The organism is Chryseobacterium sp. CBo1 (assembly GCF_001693475.1).
GTDB lineage: Bacteria > Bacteroidota > Bacteroidia > Flavobacteriales > Weeksellaceae > Chryseobacterium > Chryseobacterium formosense.
The window spans coordinates 31000-45646 of sequence record NZ_MAUH01000014.1; the positions used below are offsets into that span (position 1 = coordinate 31000).

A 14647-nucleotide genomic window follows, 5' to 3' on the forward strand; every position below is an offset into this window, starting at 1 on the left:
TCTCCCACAGATTGCACAGATTTTCACGGATGATTGAGAATAGTATTTACCTTTAATAAATTGTCACGAATGCACAAATAATTGTTTTAATGTAAAATTTAAGGATAAAAAATTAGTGTATTCGTAGAAAAACAATCTGTGAAAATCTGTGTCATCTGTGGGATTTTAATTTTTCAACTTCTTTCTCTCAAATTTCGCCAAAGCTTCCGCAGCTTTTTCATACGCCCACTTCTGTTTGTGATCTACCCATTTTCCTTTAAAAAGTTTACGCAGAATTTTATCCGTATATCGCATGATGAAAACATGATACAGCATATTTGCAAAAATTTTAGGTTTATTGGGCAAAGCTCTTAAAGACATCGAAAAGCCAGGCTCCAGATATCGGTTGAAATGCCAAAAAGCACCTGGAATAAAAAGCGCATCGCCATGTTCCATGAAAATTTCGTAACCTTTGGCATATTTTAAAGCAGGGAACTTTTCGTAATCCGGATTTTCGTAATCTACATCGTAAATCGTATGAACTGACAAGGGAACTTTATACAAAAACTTCGACTGTTTCTGGTCAAAAAGCAGGATTCTTTTCTTTCCTTCAAAATGGAAATGCATAAAATCTCCCAAATCAACATCATAATGCATTAAAACATGAGCCTCACTTCCACCAAAAAATAAAGTAGGAAGTCTTTTGAAAAATTTAATTCCCAAATCGGGATAGGTGAAATTTTTTAATAATTCCGGAAGACGGTCTGTGATGATATAGAAGAAAATTCTAAGGTCTGAAGGGTTAGATTTTATCGTATCGATATAATCTTTCATTTTCATTTTGGTGACCGGAGCATCTGAGCTTTTTTTAGAATCTGCAGGTTTGTTGTCGTACAAAGGAACTTCCTGTTCGCCGGCTTTTTCTTTAATAAAATCAAAATTCCATTTATCAAAAGCGTCCCATCTTTGAGAGTAGTTTTTGATGAGAAGTGGTTTTTGTTTTTTAAAGTAGTTTTCCTGAAATTCTTCCTTGCTTATATCAGTGACAACGTCTACGTTTTCTAATATCATGCGTTTTTATTTTAATGCGAAATAAAAATAGTGTTTTTTTGAATTTTATAAAAATTTATCTTTGCAGAAGACACGCAAAGCATGAGAGTTTACAATACCAAACATTTCCTGAAAATCCTGGTCAGCTTACACAAAAGCGATACCATGAAAATTCTTTTCCCAAGCATGATTTTGATGGCGGTGTATTCTTTCGGGGTACAGTACTTGGAAATCGAATATCTTCATCTGACTTCAAAATCGAAGGTCAGCAATGTAGGAATGATTCATTCTCTGCTGGGTTTTGTTTTGTCTTTACTGCTGGTTTTCAGAACGAATACCGCTTACGACAGATGGTGGGAAGGAAGAAAACTTTGGGGAAAACTGGTGAATGATACAAGAAATTTTGCAATAAAAATCAATATTATTCTTGCCGATGACAGGCAGTCTGCAGACCAAATTGCGAGATATTTAAAATACTTCCCACACTTTTTAGCCAAACACCTTTCGCAGGAATCAACAAGGCTCGCTTTGGATGAAGATTATTCTGAAATTGAAAAATCACTGAGAAGTCACGGGCCGACCGATATGATTATTCATCTCACTCACAAATTGCATCAGCTTAAAAAAGAAGGAAAAATTTCGGATGTTGAAATGCTATATTTAGATACTCAGATTTCAGGTTTTCTAGATGTTTGCGGTGGATGTGAAAGAATTAAAAATACACCGATTCCGTATTCTTACTCTTCGTTCATTAAGAAATTTATCATTTTGTACGTTTTAGCATTACCGATTGCCTACGTAATCAATCTTGGATTGTTTATGATTCCGCTGACGGTTTTTGTATATTACGTCTTGATGAGTCTCGAACTGATTGCCGAAGAAATTGAAGATCCTTTTAATAATGATGAAAATGATATTCCGATGGAAACCATTGCTCAGAATATCGAGAAAAATGTTCATCAGATTATGGGTGCAAAAAAGTAAAAGATTCAATTGTGTTAAAAAAACCTGTATAAATCTGTGCTATCCGTGGGCAAAAACTCCCACAGATTGTACAGATTTACACAGATGCATATTGAAATATTTAATGGAAAATCAAATCCATAAGTAAAGAAGAATTCGTAAATTATAATAAGAAATAAATTATTTTGGTACATAAATTAAAGTTAGAAGAACTGAACAGAATCGATGTAGAAACATTTAAAAAAGTTGAGAAAATACCATTGGTTGTTGTTTTAGACAATATTAGAAGTATGCACAATGTGGGCGCAACGTTCAGAACGGCAGATGCTTTTTTAGTTCAAAAAATTATTTTATGCGGAATTACGCCTCAACCGCCACATCGTGAAATTCACAAAGCTGCATTGGGAGCAACAGAAAGTGTAGATTGGTCGTATGAAGCATACATCAATGTTACCATTAATGATTTGAAAAGCCAGGGTTTTGAAATTTTAGGAATAGAGCAGACTTCAAACAGTAAAATGATTTCAGATTTTACCATTGATAGTGCTAAAAAATATGTGGTGATTTTAGGAAACGAAGTAGAAGGAATCAGCGATGAAGCATTAACGAATATTGATACCTTTCTGGAAATTCCGCAATTAGGAACAAAGCATTCTTTAAATGTAAGTGTTTGTGGGGGAATCGTGATGTGGGAGTTTGCAAAAGCTTTAGGTGTAAAATAAAAAACTATTGCTAGTAAACTTCAATTTAAATTTCAAAGTCTTTGCTGAGTAGAACGCCTTTGCGAACGAAAAATATGCAGAATGATATTAAAAAATCTTAGAGAGCTTTGCGTTAAAATCAATTTAAAAGAGATTGAAAAAGCCCTAAAATAAAAAAACTGCATATGTCTAAAAGACAGTGCAGTTTGAAATAAATCTAATAAAAAGTAAAAATGAAAGGCGACAAAGATACGTTTTTTTTATGTGTCAACAAATTTTTTTGACTGATTTTTTTATTTCATCAAAAAAAAGAATGTTTTTAAGGAAAGGATTCGTTTAATTTTTTATAAATTAGCACAATGTTTATCAAGGACTATATCTCAAAAGATTTTCCGTGTTTTCATCTTACTGACTCTATTGAATCGGCTAGAGAGATGCTAGACGCTTTTGGATATACGCATATTTTCATCAAAAAATCCCATCACTTTTACGGAGCGATCGCTAAAGATTTTCTTTTTGAAGAAGAGGGTACTCTAAAAAACCTCGAACATCAGATTGAGCGTTTTGCGATTTTAGAAGATAATAATATTATGGACAGTATTCGTCTGTTTTATACTTTTAATACCAATGTAATTCCTGTTATTAATAAAAACGAAAAATATTTGGGTTATATTGGTTGTGATGATGTCTTCCAGAATCTTTCACTTTATCCTTTATTTTCTGAATCGGGCGCAACCTTGACGGTTGAGGTTCCGGCAAGAAGATATTCTATGACCGAAATTGCCAATATTATTGAGAGCAACAACTCTAAATTTTATGGTGGGTTTATTAGTCTGATGTCTGATGAAGCTATTCAGGTAACGATAAAAATCAGCAATGAAAATCTTGCTTCCATTGATGCAACATTCGACAGATACGACTACAGAATTGTTGAAAAATACTATTCTGACGAAAAGACCGATATGTTTAAAGACCGATTCGGCTTTTTACAAAAATTTATAGAAATCTAATATGAAGGCAGCCATATATTCTCAGAAAAAAGATCTTGATACTTTTTTATATTTAAGTAAATTTATTTCTGAACTGGAAAGCAGAGGCGTAAAATCGGTTTTGTTTGATGAAATGGCTGAAGCACTGCAGTTTTCAAAAATATTTGAGACTTTTGCCAACAAACAGGATCTTATTGAGAAAAAAGTAGATCTTTTCTTCACTTTTGGTGGCGATGGAACGATTGTAAATTCATTAACATTTATTGAAGATTTGGAAATTCCTATTGTCGGTGTAAATACCGGAAGATTGGGATTTTTGGCGAGCTTTACGAAAGAAGAAGCCTTTAAAGAGTTAGATTCTATTTTAAAAGGTGATGTAAAAACAAGTCGACGTTCCGTAATTCAGGTGGTTTCGCCGGAGCTGGAAGATTTTTTTCCTTATGCTTTAAATGATGTTACCATTTCGAGAAAAGAAACAACTTCGATGGTGACAGTAGATTCCTATATTAACAATGAATTTTTAAATGTCTTTTGGGGAGACGGTGTTATCGTTTCTACACCGACTGGTTCAACGGCTTATTCTCTAAGTTGTGGTGGTCCGATTATCTCGCCAAACAACGAAAATTTTGTCATCACCCCGATCGCACCTCATAATCTTAACGTAAGACCTTTGGTGGTAAACGATAAAGTGGAGATTAAATTTAAAGTTGAAAGCAGAGTTCCTCAATATTCCCTATCATTAGACTCAAGGTTAATTCACATCGAAACCGATAAAGAAATTGTTATTAAAAAAGCCGATTTCCAGATTTTACTGGTGCAACCTAATAATTTAAGCTTCTATGAAACCATCCGTCAGAAGCTGCTTTGGGGCAGAGATAAAAGAAATTAATAATTTCTCAAAAATCATTACCTTTACAAGAATTTTTAAAAAAATACCCTAATATTATATAAAAGCTAAAATATGAGCAGAATTTTTCCGGCAGGAGTTGCCACAGGTCAGTTAGTTACAGATATTTTCCAGTATGCAAAAGAAAACAAATTTGCATTACCTGCAGTAAACGTTATTGGTTCTAGTAACGTAAATGCTGTTATGGAAACTGCGGCGAAACTAAATTCACCGGTAATCATTCAGTTTTCTAACGGTGGAGCTTCTTTCAACGCAGGAAAAGGATTGAGTAATGATGCTCAGAAGTCTGCTATTGTAGGAGGTATCGCAGGAGCTAAACATATTCATACTTTGGCTGAAGCTTACGGAGCAACGGTAATTCTTCACACAGACCACGCGGCAAAAAAATTATTGCCTTGGATCGACGGATTGCTTGATGCAAGTGAAGAATTTTACAAGCAGACCGGTAAATCTCTTTACTCGTCTCACATGCTTGATCTTTCTGAAGAACCTTTGGAAGAAAACCTTGAGATCTCTGCAAAATATTTCGAAAGAATGGCAAAAATGCAGATGACTTTGGAAGTGGAGATCGGTGTTACAGGTGGGGAAGAAGACGGTGTAGATAATTCTGGTGTAGACAACTCTTTATTATACACTCAGCCCGAAGATGTAGCTTATACGTATGAAAAATTAAAAGCTGTTTCTGATAATTTCACGATTGCAGCTGCTTTCGGAAACGTACACGGAGTTTATAAGCCGGGTAATGTAGTTTTAACTCCGAAAATCTTAGATAACTCTCAGAAATTTGTTCAGGAGAAATTCGGAACTGCTGAGAAACCAATCAATTTTGTATTCCACGGTGGTTCAGGTTCTACTTTAGAAGAAATCAGAGAAGCGATTGATTATGGGGTAATTAAGATGAATATCGATACTGATCTTCAGTTTGCTTATACAGAAGGAATCAGAGATTATATGACAGAAAATATCGAATACCTGAAAACTCAGATCGGTAACCCGGAAGGAGAAGAAAAACCAAACAAAAAATTCTATGACCCAAGAGTATGGGTAAGAAAAGGGGAAGAGACATTCTCTAAGAGATTGGTTCAGGCATTTGAAGATTTAAATAACGTAAATACTTTAAAATAAATTAATTTGAGATTTGAAGTTTGAAATTGTCTGAGATAGACAAGCCCGAATTTCAAATTTCAAATCAGCAATTTCAAATCAACAATATGGCATTCGACTGGTTTAAAAGAAAAGCACAAAATATTACCACTTCTACGGATGAGAAAAAAGATGTACCAAAAGGTCTTTGGCATCAGACTCCATCAGGAAAAGTTGTGGAACATGAAGAACTTAAGAAAAACAACTATGTTTCTCCTGAAGACGGATTTCACGTAAGAATAGGAAGTGCCGAGTTTTTCGACATTCTTTTCGACGAAGGAAAATTCACTGAGCTTGATGCGAATGTTGAAAGTATTGATATGCTTAATTTTAAAGATACTAAATCATATACAGACCGTTTAAAAGAAGTAAAAGCAAAAACAAAACTTACAGATTCTATCAGAAATGCGGTAGGAACTGTAAACGGAGCTGAAATGGTGGTTTCTTGTATGGATTTTGCGTTCATTGGCGGATCTTTAGGTTCCGTAATGGGTGAGAAAATCAGAAGAGCGATCGACTATTGTATCGAGAAAAGACTTCCTTACATGATCATCTGCCAATCCGGTGGAGCAAGAATGCAGGAGGCAACCTACTCTTTGATGCAGCTTGCAAAAGTTCAGTCTAAGTTAGCGCAACTTTCAGAAGCAGGACTTTTATACATCGCTTACCTTTGTGATCCTACTTTTGGTGGAATTACTGCTTCTTTCGCAATGACTGCGGATGTAATTATGGCAGAACCAAAAGCTTTGATCGGATTTGCAGGACCTAGGGTTATCCGTGAAACTATCGGTAGAGATTTACCGGAAGGTTTCCAGACTTCAGAATTCTTGCAGGATAAAGGTTTCGTAGATTTCATTGTAAAAAGAACCGAAATAAAAGATAAAGTTTCTAAAACAGTAAATCTTTTGGCTGCAAAGGCTTAAATTTTAACTAAAAAAACAGATCATCTCTCTCAATTTGGGAGAGATTTTTGTTTCAATGTTTTCAGTAATTTAAATTAAATTTTGTAGGCCGATTTTAGCCAATAGCAACAAGCCAATTGTCATCAGTAAATTATGAGGACTTTTAAAGTGATTTTCAATACGATACGAAGCATGAGTTTAAAAAAAATACTCAGGCTCTTATCAGCAGTATTGCCGCATCCTATTTTTTCGGTTTTAAGTTTTTATGCAACGGTAAAAGCTTTTTCGATTGCTCAGAAACTTTATCCCAAAACAGCCTCGAAAAACGGCGAAGGAAACGCTTTCAGACATGCGCTTTGGTGTTGCCTGATTATGATGTATTGCTGCAAAATATCATCGCCTGAAAAAGCATTAGACTTTTGTAAAAAAATTACAGATCTGCACGAAGAATTATTTCCGAATGAACCCTTGGAAACCAAGATGGATCTTCACAACAACAAAATCGGCATGGACTATTTCATGGAAATTCTTCCCGGAATTCACCGCCAGTTCTTTGAGAAAAGTTTTTTTATTGATGAATTACAAAAGAAAACTGCCAATGCAAAGCTTTTGAAAAATTTGGATGATGATTTTGAAGGAGAACTGGTTTATTTAGAAGAATAATTATATCCTGTTTGTCATTCCGTAGGAATCTTAGCGCGATTTTCTTTTAAAATAAACAGTCTAGATTCCTACGGAATGACAAATATGCTGGAAATTTTCATGTCAACAAAAATTATATCTCACCCTTTTTGTAATCTGAAGTTTTTTTAACTAAGTTTAAACAATTAATTTCATCAGATGGTTCTCAGCAGAATTTGGTCAGCTTTCATTATCATTGCTATTGCTATTGCAAGTATAAAATATATTTCTTCAAGCCATTACAAAACTATTTTTAATGACATGGTCGTTGGAAAAGGAGGAGATACGGTGCAGATTGCCACTCAGAATATAAACTCGCTTTCTCCGATAGTGAGAGACAGTTTGATGAAGAAAAACAATTTTGCGGACAACAGGATTCATTATAAAACCGATTCTCTAAAACAAAATGTCAACGTTTATCGTGTTCAGGAAGCAGATGGAGTAATCGGAACTTCGGAAACTGCTGTGAAAATCTGTCTCGGTTTGATTGGTATTATGACCTTATTTATGGGTTTCATGAGTATTGCTGAAAAAGCCGGCGGAATCAATTTATTGAGTCGGTTAATTCAGCCTTTTTTCTCAAAATTATTTCCTGAAATTCCCAAGAATCATCCATCGTTCGGGCACATGTTGATGAACTTCAGTGCAAATCTCTTAGGTTTAGATAATGCTGCAACACCTTTCGGATTAAAAGCGATGGAAAGTTTACAGACTTTAAACCCAAACAAAGATACCGCAAGCAATTCACAGATTATGTTTCTCTGCCTTCATGCAGGAGGAATGACCCTGATTCCGGTTTCTATTATTGCCATCAGAGCTTCGATGGGTTCAAAAACTCCTACTGATATTTTTCTTCCTTGTATGATTGCCACGTTTGCGGCGACTTTAGCTGCAATGATTATCGTTTCACTATACCAAAAAATTAATCTCTTAAGACCGATTGTTATCGCTTATGTTGGTGGAATTTCAGCAATCATCGGACTTTTGGTGGTTTATTTGGTTCAATTGAGCAAAGATGAACTGGATGATTTCAGTAAAGTTTTAAGCAATGGTTTGATTCTTTTTATTTTCTTAGGAATTGTTCTCGGTGCCGTTTATAAAAAAATAAATGTCTTTGATGCTTTTATTGAAGGAGCAAAAGAAGGTTTCACAACCTGTGTGAAGATTATTCCATATTTGGTCGGAATGCTGATTGCCATTTCGCTTTTGAGAACTTCAGGAGTTTTTGAAGTGATTATTGACGGTATGAAATGGGTAGCTTATTCAGCCAATTTAGACGCTCGTTTTGTTGACGGACTTCCGACTGCTTTAATAAAACCTTTATCAGGTTCCGGAGCGAGAGGAATGATGGTTGATACGATGACGACTTTCGGAGCCGATAGTTTCCAAGGGAAATTGGCAGCAGTTCTTCAGGGAAGCTCAGATACGACGTTTTACGTGATTGCGGTTTATTTTGGAGCTGTAGCCGTGAAAAATACGAGATATACCGTAATTGCTATGCTTTTGGCAGATTTGGTGGGGATTATTACTTCTATTGTGTTGGCGTATTTGTTTTTTGCTTAAACCGGCATTATTCAAAATTCAAGATTTAGAATTCAAGATTTGAAATACCTTTAAGAATCAAAATGATTCTGAATTAAAATATTAAACATAAAACTCTAAACCAACTTATGATTACCGATAAAGAATTCACTCTAAGATTGATACGTCAGTTAACTCAAGCATTAGAAAAACTGATTTTAGACAAACCGGAAGAAAGTTTGATGCAGAAAGACTTGGATTTCGACTCTTTAATGAAAGATATTTTTAAGTTTGATTTTAAAGAACTTTCATCAAAATCAAAAGAAGAAATCATTGAAATTGTGAAAGAAAGACAGGAAAGAGATCATAAAGATTATTATGAAATGCTGGGGAATCTTTTCTATTACAACGGGAAAGTTTTAAACAATAATGATTTCTTAGACAAGGCAAAGACATTCTACGAATTTTATTTACAGACCAGCGGAATTTTTGCGCTTCCCATTATCAACAGAATTAACGAAATAAAAAAAGCACTTCAATAAAGTGCTTATATTTAGAATGTAATATTGTAAGTTCCTGTAGATGAAACGTTGGCTTTTTCAGCTTTTACATATTTTTTTACCCAGCCAATAGAAGTAGAAACAATACATGGATCTGAAATTCCTCCTGAACGTCTTGCTGAAACAATATTTCCGGCTTTATCTACAGTATAAGCTATGGTGATTGATCCACCAGCCGAACAATTGTGACTTGGTTGTGCACCGCCTCTTCCCATCGTTCCGGGAATGTAACCAATCAGTCTTCTGTCGATCCCGATTTTGCTGTCGCCATTTCCGTCACCACCTAAAGGGTCGCCGTTATTTCCGATTCCGTCACCTGTTCCCTGGCTTCCTGCTTTAGTACCACGACCTTTGATAAGATTTCCGATCGCAGCATTTCCTTTTCCGTCACCATTTCCGGTTTTGGAATTGGCTGTTGTTGCAGAACTTTTTGTGCTTTTTGTCGTAGAGCTTGCAGTAGACTTTTTATTTGTTTTTGAATCTTCTTTTTTAGGAGCACTAACCTTCGTATTAGTTCCGGTGATGATTTTGTCTTTAACCTCTGTTTTTTTTGATTCAGGTTTCGGATCAGGAGTGATTACAGTCTTAGGTTCAGAAACAGTGTTCTCAACCGGCTCAGGTGAGGTTTCTATAGCTTTTGCAGCCTGACTTCCTTCCTGATTTGCAGGTTCTTCAATTCCCGAGCCGTTTCGATTGTCGCCAAAGTTTACCAGCATTGTGGTAATGACTTCAGGTTCTTTAGGCTGCTCGGTGGGAGTCATTTTATAAATGAAAACAAACAACAAAATAGCAGACCATATGATGATAGAAAGTACTGCACTTTTTATCTTATCTTTATTTTCTTCGTCTCTATTTATTGTATAATCTCTCATTTTAATTGTCTTAAATTATATTTAAAACGTTTTATAGTTCACAACAAATGCACTGGTTTTTATTCGTGGCAATATATACTGATTATTCTTTTACCGTTGCAATCGCAATATTGAATTTATGCTTTTCTGCAATTTCCATTAAAAAAACAACATCTTTATGCATGGTACTTTCATCAGCTCTTATTGTAAAAGACTTCGCAGATTTACTCTGAAGATCATTCACGATTGTTTGCTCTACCAATTCTCTGCTTACAGGTTTATCATTTACATAATAAGATCCGTCCGGTTTTACGCTTACCGTCATCGGATTCGGGATATTATTATCTATACTTCCGGTTTGCGGCAGCTTTACATCAATTGCACTCTGATTAGCTGCTGACGAGGTAATCATGAAGAAAATCAGCATCAGCAAGATAACGTCTGTCATCGCTGCTAAACTGAATTCCGGGTGTGCCTTATTTCTTCTCTGGATTTTCATTGATGCAGATAATTATAAAGGTTTATTAATGATGTCTAAAAATTCACCGGAAATATTCTGAGCTCTTAATACAAACTTGTCAATCTTGGTTAACAAAAGGTTGTAAAAAAAGTTAGCCGGAATTGCTACTGCCAAACCTACCGCAGTTTGTCCTAAAGCGGTATAAATACCTTCAGAAAGAGTTTTGGGAGAGAAAGCACCTTCTGCATGTGATAAATCGAAAAATGCAATAATCATCCCGATAACGGTACCTAAAAGTCCCAACATCGGTGCAATACTCGGAACTACAGCCAAAAGATTCATGTTTTTCTCCATATTTGCCACCTCAATCTGAGCCTGAGATTCCATTGCGCTTACAATATCAGAAACAGGTCTTCCTAGTCTTGAAATTCCTTTTTCCAGGATTCTTGATTCCGGAGAGTTTTGCGTTTTACAATAATCTGCTGCGGCTTCTATCTTGCCGTCTCTAATGAAATCTTCAATATTATTCATAAAATTAGAATCTGTTTTTGAAGCCATTCTTCGGATGAAGAAAAACCTTTCAAAGAAAAGATAGACAGATAAAACCCCGATCGTAAGAACGGTAATCATTACTATTTTAGCAAAAATACCACCATGGAAAAGGATGTCCCAAAAAGAAAATTCAAGCTTTTCTACAGGTACAACAGGTACAGCTGCCTGTGCAAATAAAATCTGAGTAAGTTCCGTTAACAGCATTAATTGTTATTTTATAATGGTTTTAAACGACAAAAATAGTGGAATATTATCAATTCATATCTTAAAATAAGCTTAAAAAATACATCCCAAAATTTAATAATGTCACAAAAAAGCAAATTTCTTTCCAAAAGAGTATTTGAAAAGAAATTTGGTGTTTTCTATAATGATGAAGACTAATCTTCGTCTACTTCGATCTCGTCTTGCTTAAATTCGCATTTCAGCCTGAAAGGAATCGGATTTTCTGATCCTGTGTAAAAATCATCGATGGTTCCTTTCCAGATTACCTGAAGAACATCTTCCTCGTTTTTCTCAAATAAAAGCTCATTATCATAAATAAAAGCTTCCTCGTCATCATAAAGATCAACTTCGGTAAAAATTTCTTCGGCTGTATCATTGATCTGAACAGTTTTTCCTTCGATTTCCGGAGAATCTATAGGGAAATCGTACACTTGCAGTGAGAGTTGAGGAAAATTATATTGTAAAGAATCATCATCCACATGATCTAAACCATCATCTGTAATGACTTCCAGTTCCAGAAAATGTTTCTGGTTACTATAAACCGCCTTACAATATGTGTTTTTAATGTTATATTTAAGTGTTTCGTCCGGATGGTAAATTTTTAAAATCCCTTTCATTATTTCCTAAAAAAGAACTTGTAATACTATGATTGTTAAACGTTTTAAGCAAAGATAAAAAATTGTACGAATGTGAAAACTATTTTCAAAACTATTTTTACTAAAATCTGAATTAATAACAGATTCACAGTCCCAATATTAGTATTTTTGTTTTTTATGCAATATTAAATTTAAGAAAAATAAGTTATCAAGATATATGAAGAATATTATTTTAAAAGCAATTCTCGGACTGGGATTGGCTGCAGGTATTGTATCCTGTAAGAAAACGGATTCACCACTTACCAAAGTTACACCTACCAATATTGATTCTATTGCTGCTAATTATTATGAGCAGTATTTAAAGCTTTATCCTTTGGAGGCCACTTCGCAGGGAGATTTACGATACAATGATCAGCTCCCGATTAATATTGATAAAGATTTTATTTCCGGAGAAATTGCCTTTTACAATTCTGTGCAGAAGCAGCTTGAAAATGTAGATTACAAAGGTCTTTCAGACGAAGATAAAGTAATTTATGATGTTTTAGATTATACTTTAAAAGATAAAATTGAAGCATATGCTTATCATCCTGAATATATTCCGTTCAGTCAGTTTACAGGATTACCATTGAATTTCCCTCTTTACGGAAGCGGACAGGGAAGTCAGTCCTTTAATACAGAAAAAGATTATGAAGACTGGCTCAAAAGAATGGAGAAATTCCCTGAATGGATGACTGCTGCTACAGAAAATTTCCGTGAAGGGATCAACAATAAAATGGTTCTTCCTCGAAAGCTGGTGATCAAAATGATTCCCCAGATGAGAGCTGAAGAAATTACGACTTCCGACTTTGATAAAAATATTTTTGCGGGACCGATAAAGAACTTCCCGAAAGATTTTTCTAAAGAGCAGAAAGAAAAATTCACCAAACTGTATCAGGAAGCTATTGTAAAAAATATAATTCCTGCCTATACAAAAATGGGAGATTTTCTGGAGAAAGAATATTTGCCTAAATCCAGAGAAACAGATGGTTACAATGCCTTGCCAAATGGGGACAACATCTATAAATTTTATGCTAAAAGCTGGACGACAACCAATAAAACTCCCGATGAAATCAATAAAATAGGATTGCAGCAGGTTGCTATGCTTCGTGGCGAAATGGAAAAAGTAAAACAGCAGGTTGGCTTTAGCGGAACGCTTGAGCAGTTTATTAGTTCTGTGAAAAACGATACGAAAGCAATGCCTTACAAAACTTCAAAGGAGGTTTTGGATGGTTTTAACGGGATTTTAGCTAAAATAACTCCGAAGCTGAAAACCATGTTCAGTGTAACTCCAAAGACTAAGTTTGAAATCAGACAAACCGAAAAATTCCGTGAAGCCAGTGCAAGTGCAGAATATATTCAGGGAACTCCGGACGGAAAAAGACCGGGAATTTTCTACATGCCGATTCCTGATCCTACGAAATTCAACGTGACTTCCGGGATGGAATCTTTGTTTTTACACGAAGCAATTCCGGGACATCATTATCAGGTTTCTTTACAGCAGGAAAATACCAAGCTTCCAAAGTTTATGAGATTTGGCTGGTTCGGAGCTTATGGTGAAGGTTGGGCGCATTATTGCGAAACTTTAGGTCCGGAGTTTGGGCTGTACACCGATCCTTATCAAAAAATGGGATATTTAAGTGACCAGATGCTGAGAGCGGTAAGACTGGTTGTAGATACCGGAATTCACTCGGGAAAAATGAGCAGGGAAGAAGCAATTACTTATTTCTTAAATAATATTGCCTATGATGAAGCCGGTGCAACTGCAGAAGTAGAACGATATATGGCAATGCCGGGACAGGCTTTAGGATATAAAATCGGGTCATTAAGAATCAGAGAATTAAGAGAAAAATATCAAAAAGATTTAGGCAAAAAATTCAGTCTTGCAAGTTTCCATGATGAGATTCTAAGTCAGGGATGTCTTCCATTGGATGTTTTAAACAGAAAAATGGAGTTGTGGGCAGGGAAGCAGAAGTAATGAAAATTGCTTTACTGGTAATTGCAGCTATTTCGATAAGCTGTCAACAAGAAAAAAATAATTACAGTCATATTATTGTCGATCAGGGTATTGTTAATAATGATACGATAAAAAAACTTTCAAAACTGCCTGAATTAAGACTCTACAAATCAGAGATAGTTGATAACACCAGCAGAACAGCTTATGTTATTCAACACTCACAAATTTTAAATATTGGAAACATATCTGATAATTATAAATGCAAAGTGAATTTAGAAAACGATACATTGAATATTTTAATTAATAACAGCAATAAATATTTTGGAAACGGAATTTTAATAAAAGTCTTTGATGGTCAGTTTTTTGTGAAGGATATTGATCCCAATACATTCAGAGGTGAAGAAAAATTTATGTTTTCGAAACCGTTATTTGAAAAATTGATTTTAAATAATAAAGATTATCAAAAAAATGACAGCATTTATGGCTACATCTATTACAATGGTGTGATAGATGGAGGAATTAAGAAAAATATGAAAGGATATTTCAGAACGTTAGTTAGATAATAATCGGCATATTT

16 protein-coding genes are annotated in these 14647 nt (G+C 34.9%); 11 read left to right on the forward strand and 5 right to left on the reverse strand.

Translation table 11 applies throughout. From position 1 onward, the window contains the following. Positions 1 to 165: 165 nt before the first annotated feature. Positions 166 to 1050: a cupin-like domain-containing protein gene (locus BA768_RS10230; protein WP_065720664.1), complete on the reverse strand. Its 885-nt coding sequence runs from the start codon at positions 1048 to 1050 to the stop codon at positions 166 to 168. Positions 1051 to 1131: 81 nt separating this feature from the next. Here BA768_RS10230 and BA768_RS10235 point away from each other — a divergent pair, with 81 nt between their 5' ends. From BA768_RS10235 to BA768_RS10275, 9 genes are all read left to right on the forward strand, one after another. Then, a complete protein-coding gene (locus tag BA768_RS10235; protein ID WP_034672753.1) occupies positions 1132 to 2013 on the forward strand; it encodes a bestrophin family protein in 882 nt (293 codons plus the stop codon). A gap of 164 nt (positions 2014 to 2177) precedes the next feature. Next, positions 2178 to 2714, forward strand: coding sequence for a TrmH family RNA methyltransferase (locus BA768_RS10240; protein ID WP_065720665.1), 537 nt, complete (start codon positions 2178 to 2180; stop codon positions 2712 to 2714). Positions 2715 to 3052: 338 nt separating this feature from the next. Further along, positions 3053 to 3703, forward strand: a complete 651-nt coding sequence (locus tag BA768_RS10245; RefSeq protein ID WP_034672748.1) for a CBS domain-containing protein — start codon at positions 3053 to 3055, stop codon at positions 3701 to 3703. A gap of 1 nt (position 3704) precedes the next feature. Next, positions 3705 to 4571 carry an NAD kinase gene (locus tag BA768_RS10250; RefSeq protein WP_034672745.1) on the forward strand — a complete coding sequence of 289 codons (867 nt, stop codon included), beginning with the start codon at positions 3705 to 3707 and terminating at the stop codon, positions 4569 to 4571. Between the two features lie 72 nt (positions 4572 to 4643). Further along, positions 4644 to 5714: a class II fructose-bisphosphate aldolase gene (gene fbaA, locus BA768_RS10255; protein ID WP_065720666.1), complete on the forward strand. Its 1071-nt coding sequence runs from the start codon at positions 4644 to 4646 to the stop codon at positions 5712 to 5714. An 86-nt stretch (positions 5715 to 5800) separates the two neighbouring features. Further along, positions 5801 to 6655, forward strand: a complete 855-nt coding sequence (gene accD, locus BA768_RS10260; protein ID WP_065720709.1) for an acetyl-CoA carboxylase, carboxyltransferase subunit beta — start codon at positions 5801 to 5803, stop codon at positions 6653 to 6655. 132 nt (positions 6656 to 6787) lie between these two features. Further along, positions 6788 to 7297: a DUF6973 domain-containing protein gene (locus tag BA768_RS10265; protein ID WP_065720667.1), complete on the forward strand. Its 510-nt coding sequence runs from the start codon at positions 6788 to 6790 to the stop codon at positions 7295 to 7297. 177 nt (positions 7298 to 7474) lie between these two features. Then, entirely contained in the window at positions 7475 to 8878 is a 1404-nt protein-coding gene (locus BA768_RS10270; protein WP_065720668.1) for a nucleoside recognition domain-containing protein, read from the forward strand. Between the two features lie 107 nt (positions 8879 to 8985). Beyond that, complete coding sequence (locus BA768_RS10275) at positions 8986 to 9378, forward strand: hypothetical protein (protein WP_065720669.1); 393 nt, start codon at positions 8986 to 8988, stop codon at positions 9376 to 9378. Positions 9379 to 9389: 11 nt separating this feature from the next. On the opposite strand, the gene BA768_RS10280 is transcribed toward BA768_RS10275, so the two are convergent. The 4 genes from BA768_RS10280 to BA768_RS10295 all read right to left on the reverse strand — a co-directional run bounded on the left by BA768_RS10280 (position 9390) and on the right by BA768_RS10295 (position 12098). After that, complete coding sequence (locus tag BA768_RS10280) at positions 9390 to 10268, reverse strand: ferric siderophore ABC transporter substrate-binding protein (protein WP_065720670.1); 879 nt, start codon at positions 10266 to 10268, stop codon at positions 9390 to 9392. A gap of 82 nt (positions 10269 to 10350) precedes the next feature. Beyond that, positions 10351 to 10746, reverse strand: a complete 396-nt coding sequence (locus BA768_RS10285; RefSeq protein ID WP_034672732.1) for an ExbD/TolR family protein — start codon at positions 10744 to 10746, stop codon at positions 10351 to 10353. 12 nt (positions 10747 to 10758) lie between these two features. Next, entirely contained in the window at positions 10759 to 11463 is a 705-nt protein-coding gene (locus BA768_RS10290) for a MotA/TolQ/ExbB proton channel family protein (RefSeq protein WP_034672730.1), read from the reverse strand. 173 nt (positions 11464 to 11636) lie between these two features. Continuing rightward, on the reverse strand, positions 11637 to 12098 hold the full coding sequence (locus tag BA768_RS10295; RefSeq protein ID WP_065720671.1) for a hypothetical protein: 462 nt from the start codon (positions 12096 to 12098) through the stop codon (positions 11637 to 11639). A gap of 196 nt (positions 12099 to 12294) precedes the next feature. On the opposite strand from BA768_RS10295, the gene BA768_RS10300 reads away from it, so the two are divergent. Together BA768_RS10300 and BA768_RS10305 are read left to right on the forward strand one after the other, a co-directional pair. Then, positions 12295 to 14091 (forward strand): DUF885 domain-containing protein, encoded by a 1797-nt coding sequence (locus BA768_RS10300; protein ID WP_065720672.1) that lies wholly within the window; start codon positions 12295 to 12297, stop codon positions 14089 to 14091. Next, entirely contained in the window at positions 14070 to 14633 is a 564-nt protein-coding gene (locus BA768_RS10305) for a hypothetical protein (RefSeq protein ID WP_123947095.1), read from the forward strand. Before BA768_RS10300 ends, BA768_RS10305 begins: the two co-directional genes overlap by 22 nt. Positions 14634 to 14647: the final 14 nt, after the last annotated feature.

Coding starts and splice junctions, on each gene's coding strand:
- BA768_RS10235 (WP_034672753.1), top strand. CDS start 1,132: ATGAGAGTTTACAATACCAAACATTTCCTGAAAATCCTGGTCAGCTTA.
- BA768_RS10290 (WP_034672730.1), bottom strand. CDS start 11,463: ATGCTGTTAACGGAACTTACTCAGATTTTATTTGCACAGGCAGCTGTA.
- BA768_RS10245 (WP_034672748.1), top strand. CDS start 3,053: ATGTTTATCAAGGACTATATCTCAAAAGATTTTCCGTGTTTTCATCTT.
- BA768_RS10295 (WP_065720671.1), bottom strand. CDS start 12,098: ATGAAAGGGATTTTAAAAATTTACCATCCGGACGAAACACTTAAATAT.
- BA768_RS10275 (WP_065720669.1), top strand. CDS start 8,986: ATGATTACCGATAAAGAATTCACTCTAAGATTGATACGTCAGTTAACT.
- accD (WP_065720709.1), top strand. CDS start 5,801: ATGGCATTCGACTGGTTTAAAAGAAAAGCACAAAATATTACCACTTCT.
- BA768_RS10265 (WP_065720667.1), top strand. CDS start 6,788: ATGAGGACTTTTAAAGTGATTTTCAATACGATACGAAGCATGAGTTTA.
- BA768_RS10300 (WP_065720672.1), top strand. CDS start 12,295: ATGAAGAATATTATTTTAAAAGCAATTCTCGGACTGGGATTGGCTGCA.
- BA768_RS10230 (WP_065720664.1), bottom strand. CDS start 1,050: ATGATATTAGAAAACGTAGACGTTGTCACTGATATAAGCAAGGAAGAA.
- BA768_RS10250 (WP_034672745.1), top strand. CDS start 3,705: ATGAAGGCAGCCATATATTCTCAGAAAAAAGATCTTGATACTTTTTTA.
- BA768_RS10270 (WP_065720668.1), top strand. CDS start 7,475: ATGGTTCTCAGCAGAATTTGGTCAGCTTTCATTATCATTGCTATTGCT.
- BA768_RS10285 (WP_034672732.1), bottom strand. CDS start 10,746: ATGAAAATCCAGAGAAGAAATAAGGCACACCCGGAATTCAGTTTAGCA.
- fbaA (WP_065720666.1), top strand. CDS start 4,644: ATGAGCAGAATTTTTCCGGCAGGAGTTGCCACAGGTCAGTTAGTTACA.
- BA768_RS10280 (WP_065720670.1), bottom strand. CDS start 10,268: ATGAGAGATTATACAATAAATAGAGACGAAGAAAATAAAGATAAGATA.